The sequence below is a fragment of the Marinomonas atlantica genome (genome assembly GCF_001639725.1).
In the GTDB taxonomy this organism is placed as follows: domain Bacteria; phylum Pseudomonadota; class Gammaproteobacteria; order Pseudomonadales; family Marinomonadaceae; genus Marinomonas; species Marinomonas atlantica.
This window is the reverse complement of sequence record NZ_LTAW01000007.1, coordinates 154,398-170,527: the sequence shown is the minus strand read 5'-3', so window position 1 is coordinate 170,527 and position 16,130 is coordinate 154,398. Positions and strand designations below refer to the sequence as shown.

Below are 16,130 nucleotides of genomic sequence, written 5' to 3'. Positions count from 1 at the left end.
TTACTCAGGCTCCGTAACCAAGCCAACATTGGGAGCCCCTGCGCCCTGCAAAGCTACCATCAAACCAACCACCTCACCATAAGGCACATTTTTGTCACCACGCACTAAAATAGGTAATCGAGGATTCTGTGCCAGCACTTTACTCACACGATCTTTCAGGTCAGTTAAAGAAATGGCACTTTGTTCGCCACCGATATCAATAAAGTAATTCCCGTCTTTGTCCACTGATGCCACAAGCACATCGGATTCATCATTCTCAATCGGAGCAGCATTTGCATTAGGAAGCTCAACATCCACCCCTTGAGTTAACATTGGCGCAGTAATCATAAAAATAACCAACAGCACCAGCATTACGTCAATATAGGGTACAACATTAATTTCAGCTACTGGCTTGCGTCGCTTCGTACGGCGTCTTGATAGCATGATTAGCTCCCTTCGCGGACATGTACTTTGCGATACAGGACACTACTAAACTCATTAGCAAAGTTTTCATAGCTAGATGCTAAAGAGTCTGCCGTAGATGAAAATTTATTATAAGCAACCACTGCAGGGATCGCAGCAGCCAAACCAATAGCCGTAGCAATCAATGCCTCAGCAATTCCGGGCGCTACGGTTGCAATGGTGGCTTGTTGAACCTCAGATAATCCAATAAAAGCATGCATGATACCCCACACCGTACCAAACAAACCAACATAAGGGCTAATTGACCCAACCGTCGCTAGAAATGGTAAGTGCTGATCTAATTTCTCTTCCTCACGGTACAAAGCAACTCGCATGGCACGATCAACACCTTCTATAATGGCATCGGCTTCGACCGTTCCATTTTGACGCAATCGAGTGAATTCCTTAATGCCAGCAGCGAAAATGTTTTCCATCCCCTCTACTTTTCGACCTTCAACGGTTAACTGGCGATATAAATTACTCAGGTCGATACCAGACCAAAATTGATCTTCAAAATTCCGGCGCACTTTTGTAGCACGACCAAGGATTCTTTTACGCTGAAAAATAACAATCCATGAAAAGACGGATGCCAACAAAAGCGTCAGCATGACTAATTGAACTACAACACTAGCGTTTAAAATTAAGCCCCAAATGGACATGTGTCTGTTTTCCTCTATTCAAAGTCTTGAGGTAATTGATAATCAAAATGCTCATAAGCACGCTTTGTCACCTGTCGCCCCCTAGGCGTACGAATAACAAAACCTTGCTGAATTAAAAATGGTTCAATCACATCTTCAATCGTATCTTTGTCTTCCCCAACCGCTGCAGCAATGCTGTCTAAGCCAACCGGGCGACCATCAAACTTTTCTATCATGGTCAACAACATACGTCGATCCAAGTGATCAAAGCCCTGACTGTCTACACTTAACATATCCAGAGCACGTTGAGCAACTTTTTGACCAACAACAAGATCGCCTCCCACCTGAGCAACATCGCGAACACGACGTAGCAAGCGGTTAGCAATACGCGGTGTACCACGAGATCGTCGAGCCACTTCAAAGCAACCAGAGTCATCTAAATGCACACCAAGCTTAGATGCAGATCGTTTAACGATTGTAGTCAGAGATTCGACATCATAAAACTCTAATCGTTGCACGATTCCGAAACGATCGCGTAAAGGTGATGTCAGCAAGCCCGCCCTAGTTGTTGCACCAACTAACGTAAAAGCTGGAATATCAATTTTAATAGAGCGTGCCGCAGGACCTTCGCCTATCATAATATCAATTTGGTAATCCTCCATTGCTGGATAAAGCACCTCTTCAATCGCAGGACTCAAACGGTGTATCTCATCAATGAAGAGCACATCCCCCTCTTCTAAGTTGGTCAATAAAGCTGCTAAATCCCCTGCTCGCTCAAGCACTGGCCCTGAGGTGGTTTTAATTTCCGCCCCCATTTCATTGGCTATAATATTAGCCAATGTTGTCTTTCCTAATCCTGGCGGGCCAAAAATCAAAGAATGATCCAAAGGCTCACCGCGCTGACGAGCTGCCTGCATAAAGATATCCATTTGCTCTTTAACCACAGGCTGACCAATATACTCAGCAAGACTTTGCGGACGTATTGCACGATCCACTTGTCCATCATTGCCTTTTAGCTGCGGCGAAATAATACGGTCATGTTCTATCATAGTTATTTCAACATACTCTTTAATGCAGCCCTAATGAGAGACTCACTGTTTGATTCATCCTTTGGCAACTTGGCAATCATGCGAGCGGCTTCTTGGGGCTTATATCCCAATGATATCAAGGCTGCCTCTGCTTCTTGGCGCGGATCGGCTTGGACCTGCGTCACTACAGAACGCTCAGTAAACAAATCTTGCTTAGCAGCCGTCCCAAGTTTATCTCGTAACTCAACCACCAAGCGCTCCGCAGTACGCTTACCAACACCAGGTACTTTTGTTAACGAGTCAATCTGTGACTCTTGCACTGCTGTAATTAGCTCGGGCGGATTCATACTCGATAAGACTGACAGTGCCATTTTAGGGCCAATACCATTTACCTTGATCAATATCCTAAATAAAGCCCTCTCATCTTTGGTAGCGAAACCGTACAAAGACTGTGCATCTTCTTTGACCTGAAAATGCGTGTGCAGTATCACGCTATGCCCAATCTGAGGTAATTCATAAATGGTACTCATTGACGCCATAATTTCATAGCCCACACCACCTACATCCACCAGTAGCTCTGGCGGTGTTTTTTCAATTAAAGTTCCTACAATACGACCTATCATCACTTCACCTTCAAATCAGATATTTGCCAGCGCTTAGAAGAGCGCCCTGCGCGCTTACCAACACCATACTCCAGCCCATCCGAGGTGCGGGTATTGGCGTGACACAGTCCAATGGCCAAAGCATCCGCCGCATCAGCCTGCGGAGTTGTCTCTAGTTTTAGCAACAACTGCACCATTGATTGAACCTGCGCTTTATCAGCATTGCCATTCCCTACAACGGACTGCTTCACACGCCTCGCCGCATATTCATAGACAGGCAAATTAGCCATACCAGCAGCCACAATGGCGGCACCACGGGCTTGTCCGAGCTTTAATGCAGAGTTGGCATTTTTTGCTAAAAATACCTCTTCAATCGCAAATTCATTAGGCTTAAATTCTTCAATCACTTCGCTAACACATTCAAATATTCTCTTTAGTCGAACGGCTAGGTTTTCATCTGGCAACTTAATGCAGCCACTGCTGACATAATTCACTTTACCATTGACAATATCTACCACCCCAAAGCCTGTGATTCTTGAGCCTGGGTCAATTGCTAATATACGTGCCAAACTGATTCCTTTGGATACTCATTCACATAAAATACTGTATATTTCAACAGCATAAAGCAAACAATGCAAGGCAATAAAAAAGGGCCATATAAATGGCCCTTTTCATGCAATCATTAACGCTTCACCTATTACTCAGTAACAGGCTTACGTACACGAATACTCAATTCTTTAAGCTGCTTCTCGCTCACTTCACCCGGCGCTTGAGTCAACAGACACGTAGCACTTTGAGTTTTAGGGAAAGCAATCACATCACGGATCGACGCAGAGCCCGTCATCAGCATCACTAGACGGTCAAGACCGAATGCAAGACCACCGTGCGGAGGCGCACCAAATTTCAGTGCATCCAACAAGAAGCCGAATTTTTCTTCTTGCTCTTCAGCAGAGATATTCAACAGCCCAAATACCGTTTCTTGCATCTCAGATTGGTGAATACGAATCGAACCACCACCCAACTCAGTACCATTAAGTACCATATCGTAAGCTTGCGACAGTGCTGTCAAAGGGTTCGCTTTCAGATCTTCTGGAGAACAAGAAGGCGCAGTAAATGGATGGTGAATGGCAGTAATACCACCATCTGATGTTTGCTCAAACATTGGGAAGTCAACCACCCAAAGAGGCGCCCACTCACAGGTGTAAAGGTCAAGATCTGCACCCAGTTTACAACGAAGCGCGCCTAGCGCCTCATTGACAACATTTGTTTGATCTGCGCCAAAGAAAATCAAATCGCCATCTTGTGCCTCAACACGATCAAGCAACGCTTGACGCACTTCAACTGGCAGGAACTTAACGATTGGAGACTGCAAACCCTCTTCAAGATCTGCTTTGTTGTTAACCTTGATGTAAGCAAGACCTTTCGCGCCGTAAATACCTACGAACTTAGTGTATTCGTCAATTTGCTTACGCGTTAGAGAGTTACCACCTGGCACTTTAAGGGCAGCAACGCGGCCATTTGCATCTTTCGCTGGACCAGAGAAAACTTTAAAGTCCACTTCTGTCATCAAGTCAGATACAGTTTCAATCGTAAGCGGGATACGCAGATCTGGTTTATCAGAGCCATATTTTTCCATAGCTTCTGAGAATGGCATACGTGGGAATGCACCCAAATCAACGTCTTTCACTTCTTTAAATAGATTAGAGATCATGCCTTCCGTAAGAGACATAATCTCTTCTTGACCTAGGAAAGAGGTTTCCAAGTCGATCTGAGTGAATTCTGGTTGACGGTCAGCACGCAAATCTTCGTCACGGAAACATTTAGCAATTTGGTAGTAACGATCAAAACCAGACACCATTAATAACTGCTTAAACAACTGCGGTGACTGAGGCAATGCAAAGAAACTGCCTTGATGTGTACGGCTTGGCACCAAGTAATCACGCGCACCTTCTGGTGTTGCACGAGTAAGAATCGGAGTTTCTATATCAAGAAAGCCGTTGTCATCTAAGTAACTGCGTAAAATCGATGTTACTTTTGAACGAAGACGAAGTTTTTGTTGAATTTCAGGGCGACGCAAATCCAAAAAACGGTTTTTCAAGCGAATATCTTCGCCTACTGCCTGATGCTCATCCAATTGGAAAGGAGGCGTCGCAGCACGGTTTAAAATTTCGATTTCATGACCAAGGATTTCAATTTCACCCGTGTTCATGTTTGGGTTAACAGTACCTTCAGGACGAGCACGAACCAGACCCTTAACTTGAACCACGAATTCACTACGGCAGCTGTCCGCTAGCGCAAAGCTTTCCGCGCGATCTGGGTCAAATACAACTTGAGTCACGCCTTCACGGTCACGTAGATCCAAGAAAATCACACCACCGTGATCTCGACGACGGTGAACCCATCCGCAAAGAGTCACGACTTCTGAAATGTTTTTTGCTGTTAATTCGCCGCAATAATGGCTGCGCATAATTTCTATCCTATTACTGTCTCGCTTTTCGAGAACGTACCGTTATTTCATCCCGCCGCAGTTCAATTTAAGTGCAGTCAAATGCTGGCAACAGGGAGATATTAATCATTTAAGGCCGAGCATTATATGCCAAGTACCTAACACTCTCTAGAGGCTGGTTCAAATTTCTAAACTTGAGCCATAAAAATTCGCTCGATCTCGGCTTCAACCTCGACACCATGGTTTTTCATGGGGATATCGTCACCCTCTTCTTTCGACAACAATGACATACCGAGCGGCGTCTTTGGCGTCACAATGAGCACCTTAACATCTTCAAGCTCAAACTCACCTCCACCACAACGATCAGCAATAATTATAATCCGCCGCCAACCATCTCTACGTGAAAGTAACAAAATAGACCCTGTTTCAACCAGCTCTGAATCGGAGAAGCTAAACTTCCGGAAATACGCCAGATCTTCCTCACACTCTGCCAAACGCATTGCTTGCCCATGCGCCAAATAGGAGTTTTCCAATCCAAACGTGTCCCATTTTGTTTCCGCAACACTTTCAATACTCGTAGCGGCCTCTTTTGCCTGACTTACAGCATCTGCCGCAATCGCAACTCGCCCTGCAATATAATTAAGCAACCGCTCAAAAAGAAGATCTAAAGACATAACCAACCACACACAAAAAAGCCACTGTAAAAACAGTGGCTTTTATACACGATTCAGCAGATATTTACAGGCTTACAACTGATAAAACTTGCTCAACAAGATCATCGATAGCACCAGCCGAAAGTTGAATATCTGCAACTGTCGCATCCGCAACAATCACAACAACACCGGTCTGCTTGAGTAATTCCACCTCCGCTAAACTGGCGTCCAACTTAGCAAGAGATACCACACCACGACGAAGCAATCCGCGCTCTAATAACTGAACGTCTACACTTTCACCTTCCGCCAACGCAACGACAGCCGGCTTCTGTCCAAGACGAGCAGCGCGCTCTTCAGCCGTTACCAAAGTATCTTGATCAAGATCACCAATGGTTTCTTCAACCATACCCGCACCAACGGTCACGTTTGTTAAACGATCAATAATGATCAAAGCACCCGTCAGCGGGCTATTTTGATAATCATCAAATGCAACTGGCGCGTCAAAGCTAATCACACAATCAGCAATAACATTTAGTTCAACTTGATCAACTTCAATGTGCTCAAGAGTATTCACGTCAACACGGTGATTTATATGATGAACTTTACCTGGAACCGTTTGAGTTCCCAGTTTGAAGTTATACAGCTTGCCTGGCACTAATGGTTGCTCAGCCATCCAAACAACAGATGCTCGAAGGTTAGAGCTAATTTCTGGCTCATGACCAGGATGAACAATCATATCACCACGGCTAATATCGATTTCATCTTCAAGCGTTAACGTAACAGCTTGACCTTTCTTAGCCACATCAAGATTACCGTCATACGTTACAATTTCAGCAACTTTTGACTTCTTACCTGATGGTAAAGCTATAATCTCATCGCCTGGCTTAACAAGGCCTGCAGCAATCGTCCCAGCAAAGCCACGGAAATCTAGATTGGGACGGTTAACATATTGCACAGGGAAGCGGAAAGCATCGCTTTTCACATCACGATTAATCTGAACCGACTCAAGAATCTGCATCAAAGGACCACCTTGATACCACGGTGTTTTCTCCGATGCGTTAACAACATTATCGCCTTGCAAAGCAGACATTGGCACGAAGTACACATCTTCAGGTTTACGATTACCTAATTGCTCAATGAATTGTAAGTAATCAGCACGTATTTCATTGTATTTCTCTTCAGAGAAATCCACCAAGTCCATTTTATTTACAGCAACTACAACGTGCTTAATACCTAACAAAGAAGCAATAAAGCTATGACGACGTGTTTGCGTTTGCACACCGTAACGCGCGTCGATCAAAATAATAGCAAGGTCACAAGATGATGCGCCCGTTGCCATGTTACGCGTGTACTGTTCATGCCCTGGCGTATCAGCGATGATGAACTTACGCTTCTCCGTTGAGAAGTAACGATATGCCACATCAATGGTAATGCCTTGCTCACGTTCTGCCTGAAGACCGTCGACGAGCAACGCCAAGTCAACCTCTTCACCTTGTGTACCAGATTTTTTACTATCGCGCTTCACTGCATCCAAGTGATCTTCATAGATCAATTTAGAATCATGCAACAAACGACCAATTAGTGTACTTTTACCATCATCTACGTTACCGCAGGTAAGCAAGCGAAGCAGGTCTTTCTCTTCATGCTGCTTTAAGTAGCCAAGGATATCTTGACTGATCAATTCTGATTGATGAGACATTTACAACTCCTACCCTTAGAAATAACCTTGCTTCTTCTTCTCTTCCATCGAACCCGTTGAATCGTGGTCGATGACACGGCCTTGACGCTCAGAACTTGTCGTCAATAGCATCTCTTGAATGATCTCTGGCAACGTATCCGCCTCAGATTCAACCGCACCTGTAAGCGGATAACAACCTAGTGTACGGAAACGCACTGATTTCATTTCTGGCACTTCTCCTTCTTTAAGTGGCATACGCTCATCATCAACCATGATTTGCACACCATCACGCTCAACGACAGGTCGCTTTGCAGAGAAGTAAAGAGGAACAATGGGAATACTCTCTAGGTAGATGTATTGCCAGATATCCAGTTCCGTCCAGTTAGACAAAGGGAATACTCGAATACTTTCACCTTTATTTACCTTACCATTGTAGATATTCCACAACTCTGGACGCTGACTTTTAGGATCCCAGCGATGCTGTTTATCTCGGAAAGAATAAACGCGCTCTTTCGCACGAGATTTTTCTTCATCACGACGAGCACCACCGAAAGCAGCATCGAAGCCATATTGATCAAGCGCTTGTTTCAGCCCTTGTGTCTTCATTACATCAGTGTGTACTGCACTACCGTGCGAAAATGGCCCAATACCCTGAGCAAGGCCTTCTGGGTTTTGATGAACCAGCAAGTCCAACCCAAGCTTCGCAACCATTTGGTCACGAAATGAGATCATTTCCTTAAATTTCCAACCTGTGTCCACGTGGAGCAGTGGAAATGGCGGCTTACCAGGGTAAAACGCTTTCATCGCCAGATGCAGCATTACCGCTGAATCTTTACCTACGGAATAGAGCATGACTGGGTTATCAAACTCGGCAGCCACTTCTCGAATAATGTGAATACTCTCAGCTTCAAGCTGTTTAAGGTGTGTCAGTCTTGCCTCTGTCACTGTCATAGTATCTCGTCTCAAATTTTGTAAAGTCTTCGGCATTTCGTTAACTATAACATGCCAGAAAGTTATAAAAACCAACCTAAATAGATTTTCATGGCATATAGATATTAAAAAAGACTCATAATGAGCCTTTTAATTAACGCGATATCTATGCAGCAAAAATCATTGCCCGTTTGGTAAGTTTCTCATAATCAACCCAAGCTCTAATTGCTCTGGCTGATGCGGGAGCGGTATACGTACTTTATGACCGGAACCTGGCGCTACTAACATAGTTTCTCCTTTGGTATTCTCCATAACTTCTATGTTATAGAACAAACTTCGCTTAGGCGTAATGAGTTCGATCGAATCACCAACTTTAAAACGATTCTTAACCTCAATCGTTAACCAACCATTATTCCAATCAAGCATTTCGCCCACGAATTGCTGACGATCAGAAATAGAATTACCGTATTGATAATTTTGATACTGGTCATGAACATGGCGTCGATAGAAACCTTCGGTGTATCCGCGATTAGCTAACCCTTCAAGCTTATCCATTAATGTTATATCGAAAGGCTGACCTTGAGTCGCATCATCTATAGCCTTGCGATAAAGCTGCGCCGTTCTTGCTGCATAAAAATGAGACTTTGTGCGCCCTTCAATCTTTAAAGAATGAACACCCAGTTCTATTAGCTTTTCTACATGCTGAATGGCACGTAAGTCACGGCTGTTCATAATATAGGTACCGTGCTCATCTTCAAAAGCAGGCATAAACTCACCTTCACGACCCTGTTCACGAAGCAGCACCACATCATCGAACGGCTTCCCCTCCCCAAGCGTTGGCGCTACGAAGCCATTCGGGTCAAAACTTTGCACACCTTTAAGGTGGCTGCCATCCGCTGGCACAATGTCACCATTTTCATCTTGCACCGCCGACTTCATATCATACTGCCAACGACAAGAATTCGTGCATGTGCCCTGATTTGGGTCGCGGCGATTAAAGTAACCTGATAACAAACAACGTCCAGAGTAAGCAATGCATAAAGAACCGTGAACAAACGTTTCGATCTCCATTTCTGGCACCATCTGACGAATTTCACCCACTTCCTCCAATGAAAGCTCACGCGACAAAATGACACGCTCCAAACCAAAGTTATGCCAAAATTTTACCGTTGCCCAGTTCACCGCATTTGCTTGGACAGATAGATGAATTGGCATATTCGGCCATTTCTCTTTAATCAACATCATCAAACCAGGGTCAGACATAATCAAAGCATCAGGCCCCATTTCGACTACAGGCTCCATATCTTTTATAAAGGTTTTAATCTTAGCGTTGTGCGGAGCGATATTTGTCGCAACATACAACTTTTTACCTTGGCCATGGGCCTCTTCAATGCCTTGTGCAAGATTTGCCATCGTAAAATCATTATTACGCACACGCAGACTGTAACGAGGCTGGCCAGCATAGACAGCATCAGCGCCATATGCATAGGCATACCGCATGTTTTTAAGAGTACCAGCAGGGGAAAGCAATTCAGTCATAATGAAATTTTATATAGAAATTAAGATGGCGCGAATTCTAGCGAAAATAGCCCCCTGCCTCGTAGTGTAAAAACAAGAATGGCCGAACAAGTCGGCCATTCTTTGATGTAAATCAATCTGCAAAAACAATAAAACTAATCAGCCACCCTTTAAGCTCAACTCCAACGACATTTGGCGAACTTGTGATTTCAAATTATTAATTTCGCGTAACACTTGAGGGCGGAACTGATCTATTGAGCGAATAGCTTCTTCTGTATTTTGAAGTCTCGTTGACAAGTTGCTAGGGACAGCAGGTTGGTTGGTTGCATTTGATAACTCATCAATACCCTCTGCTTGTTTAGACATCCTAGAGTCCAAACCACTCAATGAACGCCTGAATTCAGAAAGTTGACGGTCTAAATCTGCAACACGGTTTCGCTGTGAATCAATTATTGAGTCTTGCTGTTCGATTTTAACATTAAGACCGTTTGCAAGAGTGCTAACCTCTTCTATCTGTTGTCTCTGAGCTTCTTCAATCTTAGCGACTGTATTGACCATCGTATTGTAGCCGTTTTCTATATCATTAAACGCATCCGCTTGAACAGCGAAACGCTTACCCTGCGTTGAAACAACCTCTCTCAATTCTGACAGCTTTTCTTGTAACACTTCAATTTGCTGATCATTATTCGCAATACCAGTCCGGTTTCGATCATACGCTACAGCCCATAGCTTCCGAATTTCACTATCGTGAGTCTTTAATGTCTCTTCAACCGTTTGACCTAATGCATTGGTCGACACATCAGCCGCAACCAATTGACTGTCTAAGTCTTGAATTTGACTACGAGCGCCAAGAAGCTCATCACGCAACGCCTGATTTTCCATCCACAGCCAGTAGCCACCTGCTCCTGCACCACCTACAATCAACAGGAGAAGAAAATACACAAACGCTAGACTGGTTTTCTTAGCTGGCGCATATCCAGCAGCACCAGGAGATCCTGTAGGTCTTGCTGGTGGAGGGTTTAGGCGTTGCTTGCCTGCTTTAGGCACTTGCGAACTACTTGTGCCCCGATCACTAATTTCATCTTGATCGAGTGTTAGACTTGGGATTTCTACATCATCATCTTTGTGCATAACTATGGTCAGCCGTCAATCTTTGTACAACTATGAAAACTTTGGGAATAAATAACCATACAAACAGAATGAATATAATATTCAAATGTTCGATGCTACTATATAAGCACCATTAACTGCTTGATCACAAGCACTTTTCATTACAATAAAGCAAGGAGAAAAGAAATGGCTTTTGAACTACCAGCTCTACCTTACGCTAAAGATGCTCTTGAACCACATATGTCCCAAGAGACACTTGAGTTTCACCATGGCAAACACCACAACACTTACGTAACTAAGCTAAATGGTCTTGTTCCTGGTTCTGAGTACGAAGGCAAATCTCTAGAAGAGATCATCTCTTCAGCTCCAGCTGGCCCAGTATTTAACAATGCGGCACAAATCTGGAACCATACTTTCTTCTGGAATAGCCTAACGCCAAACGGCGGCGGCGAGCCTACGGGCGCTCTAGCTGATGCAATCAATGCTAAATGGGGCTCTTTCGCAGCGTTCCAAGAAGCATTCAACGACAAAGCCGTAAACAACTTCGGCTCTAGCTGGACTTGGTTGGTGAAAAACGCTGACGGTTCACTAGAAATCGTTAACACTAGCAATGCTGGTACGCCAATGACTGCTGGTCAAACTGCTTTGATTACAGTTGACCTTTGGGAACACGCTTACTACATTGACTACCGCAACGTTCGTCCTGATTACCTTAAAGGTTTCTGGGCACTTGCAAACTGGGAATTCGCAGCGACTAACTTCGCAGCATAATCCCACAGGAAGACCAGTCTAAAAAAGCGCAACTTCGGTTGCGCTTTTTTTGTTTTACACATTGTTGACGAAATACCTTTGCTATGCAGACCTGCAAGATATTGCGCTTAAGTGCTAGTAGAGTTATTGTCTCGTTACAAGTAATTGATTGTAAAAGGGTCTTCACGTGCTAAAACAGATACTGTTCGGATTAACGGCTTCCTTTAGCGTTATACTTTCAGCGCAGGCAGAAACAGTTTATGTTTCTGATATTCAATTCGTTGCCATCCGCGAAGGACTAAGCAATGACACTCGCGCCACAGAACGCGGCATAAAGAGCGGCACCCCTCTTACCGTCTTACAACGTCGTAATGACTACGTAAAAGTTCGCACACCTAGTGGAAATCAAGGCTGGCTTCCAAATTACTTCATCAGCGAAGACCGTGTAAGCCGAGACCAACTTGTTTATCTTCAGAATCAGCTCACCCAAGCGAAAGAAGCAAAAGTAGACGCTCAGGACGTTTTGCAAGAGACCAAAGATACGAATAGCGAACTGATTTCCTCAGTAGAATCGCTCACGTCTCAAAAGCAAGCACTTGAACAGCAACTGATGGATGTGTCGGTCTTAGCTCAGCAAGCTAAAGAGATTGTGTCCGCCAATCAGGAGTCTGATTACAAGATCAAATCGCTCCAACAACAAGTCGACACGCTTGCCATGCAAAACGAAGAACTTAGCAGTTCAATTGAACAGCGCTGGTTCCTAATCGGTGCAGGGACATTAATTGCTGGCGGCATTTTAGGCTTACTATTTCCAATGACACGCAAAAAGAAGGTATCATCTAGCTCTTGGTAGGCATTTACATGAGGGCAAAACATGGATGTGAACATCGTACACTCTTTTTTTCTCATCTTTGGGGGCGCCGCAGTAGTCGCCTCCATTGCCCTTTATACTAAGCAACCTCTTATTCTGGCCTACATCGCGCTAGGTGCATTATTTGGCCCCTCAGCTCTTCAACTTGTTGATCACCCGAAACTTCTTGAAGGCATGTCTCACATCGGCATTATCTTCTTACTATTTTTACTTGGCCTTGACATGAAACCGAGCCACCTTTTTAACATGCTTAAGAAAGCATCCTGGGTCGCCGTTATTTCATCTATCACTTTTGCTGCCTTTGGGTATTTTACGGCCATCGCGTTTCACTATACGCAAATGGAATCCCTTATCATTGGCCTTGCAATGATGTTTTCCAGCACTATTGTTTGCATTAAACTTCTTCCTACCACTGTACTGCACCACAAACACACCGGTGAGTTAGTTGTGGGCTTACTTCTGCTGCAAGACATTATCGCCATCGCAGCCCTGCTTGCTTTAGTTGCCATAGGCAGCTCTTCAGAAGCAACGAATAGCTACATGCAATACCTTAAGCCTTTAATAGGCCTACCTACTTTAATTGGCGGCGCTTTTTTACTGGTCAGATACGTATTGCTGCCCCTCATTACACGATTCGACCGCTTTCATGAGTACATCTTTTTACTTTCAATCGGTTGGTGCTTATCAATGGCCACCATAGCGGAACTACTCGGGCTGTCTGCTGAAATGGGCGCTTTTGTTGCGGGTGTGGCTTTGGCGACATCGCCGATTTCCCAATACATCGCAACCAACTTGAAACCACTAAGAGATTTCTTCCTTATCCTCTTCTTCTTTTCTATTGGTGCAAGCTTCAACCTAGACTTACTCGGGCTTGTCATTTGGCCTGCACTCGCTTTGGCATTGCTATCAATGATTATCAAACCAGCTGTTTTTCGCTTTTTACTGAAAGGTCTAAAAGAGGACAAGTCCACCAGCTGGGAGGTTGGCTTTCGATTAGGTCAAGTCAGTGAATTTTCCCTACTGATTGCATATCTAGCCGCATCACTGGGTTTAATAGGTGTTGAAGCCAGCCATGTCATCCAAGCCACAGCGATTTTGACCTTTGCCCTATCAACCTATGTTGTGATCCTGAGCTACCCTAACCCTATTGCTATATCGGACCGATTAAGGCGTGATTAGACCAAAATAGTGAAATAAATATCGGTGCTAGTCAGCATGCCTCTTTTATTGCGCTATCAAAGTATAATAGAATACGCGCGAATACCTGACTACTTCGCTGAAAGGTCTTGTATACTAACTATGCGAAAAATTCATCCGACACTTTTTAGAGTAATGTAATGGCTGACTTATCACTTTACAGAAACATCGGTATCTTTGCCCACGTTGACGCGGGTAAAACTACCACCACTGAACGTATCCTTAAGCTTACTGGTAAAATCCACAAGACTGGTGAAGTTCACGACGGCGAATCAACTACAGACTTCATGGAACAAGAAGCAGAGCGCGGTATTACTATCCAGTCTGCGGCTGTAACTTGTGAGTGGAAAAACCACCGCCTAAACGTTATCGATACTCCTGGACACGTAGACTTCACAGTTGAAGTATACCGTTCTTTGAAAGTACTTGATGGTGGCATCGGTGTATTCTGTGGTTCTGGTGGTGTAGAGCCACAATCAGAAACAAACTGGCGCTATGCCAACGAGTCTGAAGTTGCTCGTGTAATCTTCGTTAACAAACTAGACCGTCTAGGCGCTAATTTCTACCGCGTTGTAGATCAAGTTAAAAACGTTCTAGCTGCTAACCCTCTTGTTATGACACTTCCAATCGGTGAAGAAGATGACTTCGTAGGTGTTGTAGACGTTCTGACTAAGAAAGCTTACATCTGGGATAACACAGGTCTTCCTGAAAACTACGAAATCACTGATGTACCAGCTGATATGGTAGAAAAAGTAGAAGAGTACCATGAAGCATTGATTGAGTCGGCTCTTGAGCAAGATGAAGATCTAATGATGGCTTACCTAGAAGACGGTGATGTGCCAGAATTAGCTGAGATCAAGCGATGCATCCGTAAGGGTACTCGTGATCTAGCATTCTTCCCAACATACTGTGGTTCTGCGTTTAAGAACAAAGGTATGCAAAACGTACTTGATGCCGTAGTAGATTACCTACCTGCACCAACAGAAGTTGACCCACAAGAACTAACTGACAAAGACACTGGTGAATCTACTGGTGAGTTTGCTGTGGTTTCTGTTGATGAGCCTTTACGTGCACTTGCGTTTAAAATTATGGACGACCGTTTCGGCGCCCTAACGTTTGTTCGTATCTACTCAGGTAAATTAAACAAAGGCGATACAATCCTTAACTCTGCAACAGGTAAAACTGAGCGTGTTGGCCGTATGGTTGAGATGCAAGCAGACGATCGTAACGAGATCACTTCAGCTCAAGCGGGTGATATCATTGCCATCATCGGCATGAAGAACGTTCAAACGGGTCACACTCTTTGTGATCCTAAGCATGAATGTACACTTGAAGCGATGATCTTCCCTGAACCAGTAATCTCTATCGCTGTTCAGCCTAAAGATAAAGGCGGCAACGAGAAAATGGGTATCGCAATCGGTAAAATGGTTGCAGAAGATCCATCTTTCCAAGTTGAAACAGACGAAGATTCTGGTGAAACCATCCTTAAAGGTATGGGTGAGCTTCACCTAGACATCAAGGTAGACATTCTTAAGCGTACTTACGGTGTAGATTTGATCGTTGGTCAACCACAAGTTGCTTACCGTGAAACAATCACTCGCGAAGTTGAAGACAGCTACACGCACAAGAAACAGTCTGGTGGTTCTGGTCAATTCGGTAAGATCGATTACCGCATCAAGCCAGGTGAGCCTAACTCTGGCTTCACTTTCACATCTTCTGTTGTGGGTGGTAACGTACCGAAAGAATTCTGGCCTGCTGTTGAGAAAGGCTTTAAGTCTATGATGGACGAGGGTGTTCTAGCGGGCTTCCCTGTTCTTGACGTAGAAATTGAGCTTTTCGACGGTGGATTCCACGCAGTTGACTCCTCTGCAGTAGCATTCGAGATCGCAGCGAAAGGCGCATTCCGCCAATCTATCCCGAAAGCGGGCGCGCAACTTCTTGAGCCAATCATGAAAGTTGACGTGTTCACTCCAGAAGATCACGTTGGTGATGTAATCGGTGACCTTAACCGTCGCCGCGGCATGATCAAAGACCAAGAAGCAGGTCTAACTGGCGTACGCATTAAAGCAGATGTACCTCTGTCTGAAATGTTTGGCTACATCGGTTCTCTTCGTACAATGACATCTGGTCGTGGCCAATTCTCTATGGAATTCGCTCATTACGCTCCATGTCCTGCGAACGTTGCTGAAACTGTGATCGAAAAAGCGAAAGCTAAAAAAGAAGAGAAGTAACACTCTTTTCTTTACGACACAAAAAACCCGGCATATG

General features: G+C 44.4%; 15 protein-coding genes. 4 read left to right on the top strand and 11 right to left on the bottom strand.

What is annotated here, in order from left to right:
• The 11 genes from tolR to AYW75_RS13930 all read right to left on the bottom strand — a co-directional run bounded on the left by tolR (position 1) and on the right by AYW75_RS13930 (position 11,065).
• A complete protein-coding gene (tolR, locus tag AYW75_RS13980; protein ID WP_067100562.1) occupies positions 1 to 423 on the bottom strand; it encodes a protein TolR in 423 nt (140 codons plus the stop codon).
• Between the two features lie 2 nt (positions 424 to 425).
• A complete protein-coding gene (tolQ, locus tag AYW75_RS13975) occupies positions 426 to 1,100 on the bottom strand; it encodes a protein TolQ (RefSeq protein WP_156490863.1) in 675 nt (224 codons plus the stop codon).
• A 14-nt stretch (positions 1,101 to 1,114) separates the two neighbouring features.
• Positions 1,115 to 2,128 carry a Holliday junction branch migration DNA helicase RuvB gene (gene ruvB, locus AYW75_RS13970; RefSeq protein WP_067100556.1) on the bottom strand — a complete coding sequence of 338 codons (1,014 nt, stop codon included), beginning with the start codon at positions 2,126 to 2,128 and terminating at the stop codon, positions 1,115 to 1,117.
• 2 nt (positions 2,129 to 2,130) lie between these two features.
• Positions 2,131 to 2,730, bottom strand: coding sequence for a Holliday junction branch migration protein RuvA (gene ruvA, locus AYW75_RS13965; RefSeq protein ID WP_067100553.1), 600 nt, complete (start codon positions 2,728 to 2,730; stop codon positions 2,131 to 2,133).
• Positions 2,730 to 3,278, bottom strand: coding sequence for a crossover junction endodeoxyribonuclease RuvC (gene ruvC / locus AYW75_RS13960; RefSeq protein WP_067100550.1), 549 nt, complete (start codon positions 3,276 to 3,278; stop codon positions 2,730 to 2,732). The genes ruvA and ruvC overlap by 1 nt, the downstream gene beginning before the upstream one ends.
• 128 nt (positions 3,279 to 3,406) lie before the next feature.
• On the bottom strand, positions 3,407 to 5,176 hold the full coding sequence (aspS, locus tag AYW75_RS13955) for an aspartate--tRNA ligase (RefSeq protein WP_067100547.1): 1,770 nt from the start codon (positions 5,174 to 5,176) through the stop codon (positions 3,407 to 3,409).
• Positions 5,177 to 5,343: 167 nt separating this feature from the next.
• Positions 5,344 to 5,829, bottom strand: a complete 486-nt coding sequence (locus AYW75_RS13950; protein WP_156490862.1) for a hypothetical protein — start codon at positions 5,827 to 5,829, stop codon at positions 5,344 to 5,346.
• A 64-nt stretch (positions 5,830 to 5,893) separates the two neighbouring features.
• A complete protein-coding gene (gene cysN / locus AYW75_RS13945) occupies positions 5,894 to 7,507 on the bottom strand; it encodes a sulfate adenylyltransferase subunit CysN (RefSeq protein ID WP_067100541.1) in 1,614 nt (537 codons plus the stop codon).
• Positions 7,508 to 7,522: 15 nt separating this feature from the next.
• Complete coding sequence (gene cysD / locus AYW75_RS13940) at positions 7,523 to 8,431, bottom strand: sulfate adenylyltransferase subunit CysD (protein WP_197478960.1); 909 nt, start codon at positions 8,429 to 8,431, stop codon at positions 7,523 to 7,525.
• Positions 8,432 to 8,596: 165 nt separating this feature from the next.
• Positions 8,597 to 9,955 carry a prephenate-dependent tRNA uridine(34) hydroxylase TrhP gene (gene trhP / locus AYW75_RS13935; protein WP_067100535.1) on the bottom strand — a complete coding sequence of 453 codons (1,359 nt, stop codon included), beginning with the start codon at positions 9,953 to 9,955 and terminating at the stop codon, positions 8,597 to 8,599.
• Between the two features lie 138 nt (positions 9,956 to 10,093).
• A complete protein-coding gene (locus tag AYW75_RS13930) occupies positions 10,094 to 11,065 on the bottom strand; it encodes a coiled-coil domain-containing protein (protein ID WP_067100532.1) in 972 nt (323 codons plus the stop codon).
• A gap of 165 nt (positions 11,066 to 11,230) precedes the next feature.
• Here AYW75_RS13930 and AYW75_RS13925 point away from each other — a divergent pair, with 165 nt between their 5' ends.
• From AYW75_RS13925 to fusA, 4 genes are all read left to right on the top strand, one after another.
• Positions 11,231 to 11,815, top strand: coding sequence for a superoxide dismutase (locus AYW75_RS13925; protein ID WP_067100530.1), 585 nt, complete (start codon positions 11,231 to 11,233; stop codon positions 11,813 to 11,815).
• A gap of 166 nt (positions 11,816 to 11,981) precedes the next feature.
• On the top strand, positions 11,982 to 12,647 hold the full coding sequence (locus AYW75_RS13920; RefSeq protein ID WP_067100527.1) for a TIGR04211 family SH3 domain-containing protein: 666 nt from the start codon (positions 11,982 to 11,984) through the stop codon (positions 12,645 to 12,647).
• 21 nt (positions 12,648 to 12,668) lie between these two features.
• A complete protein-coding gene (locus AYW75_RS13915; RefSeq protein WP_067100525.1) occupies positions 12,669 to 13,844 on the top strand; it encodes a cation:proton antiporter domain-containing protein in 1,176 nt (391 codons plus the stop codon).
• Positions 13,845 to 14,002: 158 nt separating this feature from the next.
• Positions 14,003 to 16,093: an elongation factor G gene (fusA, locus tag AYW75_RS13910; RefSeq protein WP_067100522.1), complete on the top strand. Its 2,091-nt coding sequence runs from the start codon at positions 14,003 to 14,005 to the stop codon at positions 16,091 to 16,093.
• Positions 16,094 to 16,130 lie beyond the last annotated feature (37 nt).

Coding starts and splice junctions, on each gene's coding strand:
- tolR (WP_067100562.1), bottom strand. CDS start 423: ATGCTATCAAGACGCCGTACGAAGCGACGCAAGCCAGTAGCTGAAATT.
- tolQ (WP_156490863.1), bottom strand. CDS start 1,100: ATGTCCATTTGGGGCTTAATTTTAAACGCTAGTGTTGTAGTTCAATTA.
- ruvB (WP_067100556.1), bottom strand. CDS start 2,128: ATGATAGAACATGACCGTATTATTTCGCCGCAGCTAAAAGGCAATGAT.
- ruvA (WP_067100553.1), bottom strand. CDS start 2,730: ATGATAGGTCGTATTGTAGGAACTTTAATTGAAAAAACACCGCCAGAG.
- aspS (WP_067100547.1), bottom strand. CDS start 5,176: ATGCGCAGCCATTATTGCGGCGAATTAACAGCAAAAAACATTTCAGAA.
- AYW75_RS13950 (WP_156490862.1), bottom strand. CDS start 5,829: ATGTCTTTAGATCTTCTTTTTGAGCGGTTGCTTAATTATATTGCAGGG.
- cysN (WP_067100541.1), bottom strand. CDS start 7,507: ATGTCTCATCAATCAGAATTGATCAGTCAAGATATCCTTGGCTACTTA.
- trhP (WP_067100535.1), bottom strand. CDS start 9,955: ATGACTGAATTGCTTTCCCCTGCTGGTACTCTTAAAAACATGCGGTAT.
- AYW75_RS13930 (WP_067100532.1), bottom strand. CDS start 11,065: ATGCACAAAGATGATGATGTAGAAATCCCAAGTCTAACACTCGATCAA.
- AYW75_RS13925 (WP_067100530.1), top strand. CDS start 11,231: ATGGCTTTTGAACTACCAGCTCTACCTTACGCTAAAGATGCTCTTGAA.
- AYW75_RS13915 (WP_067100525.1), top strand. CDS start 12,669: ATGGATGTGAACATCGTACACTCTTTTTTTCTCATCTTTGGGGGCGCC.
- fusA (WP_067100522.1), top strand. CDS start 14,003: ATGGCTGACTTATCACTTTACAGAAACATCGGTATCTTTGCCCACGTT.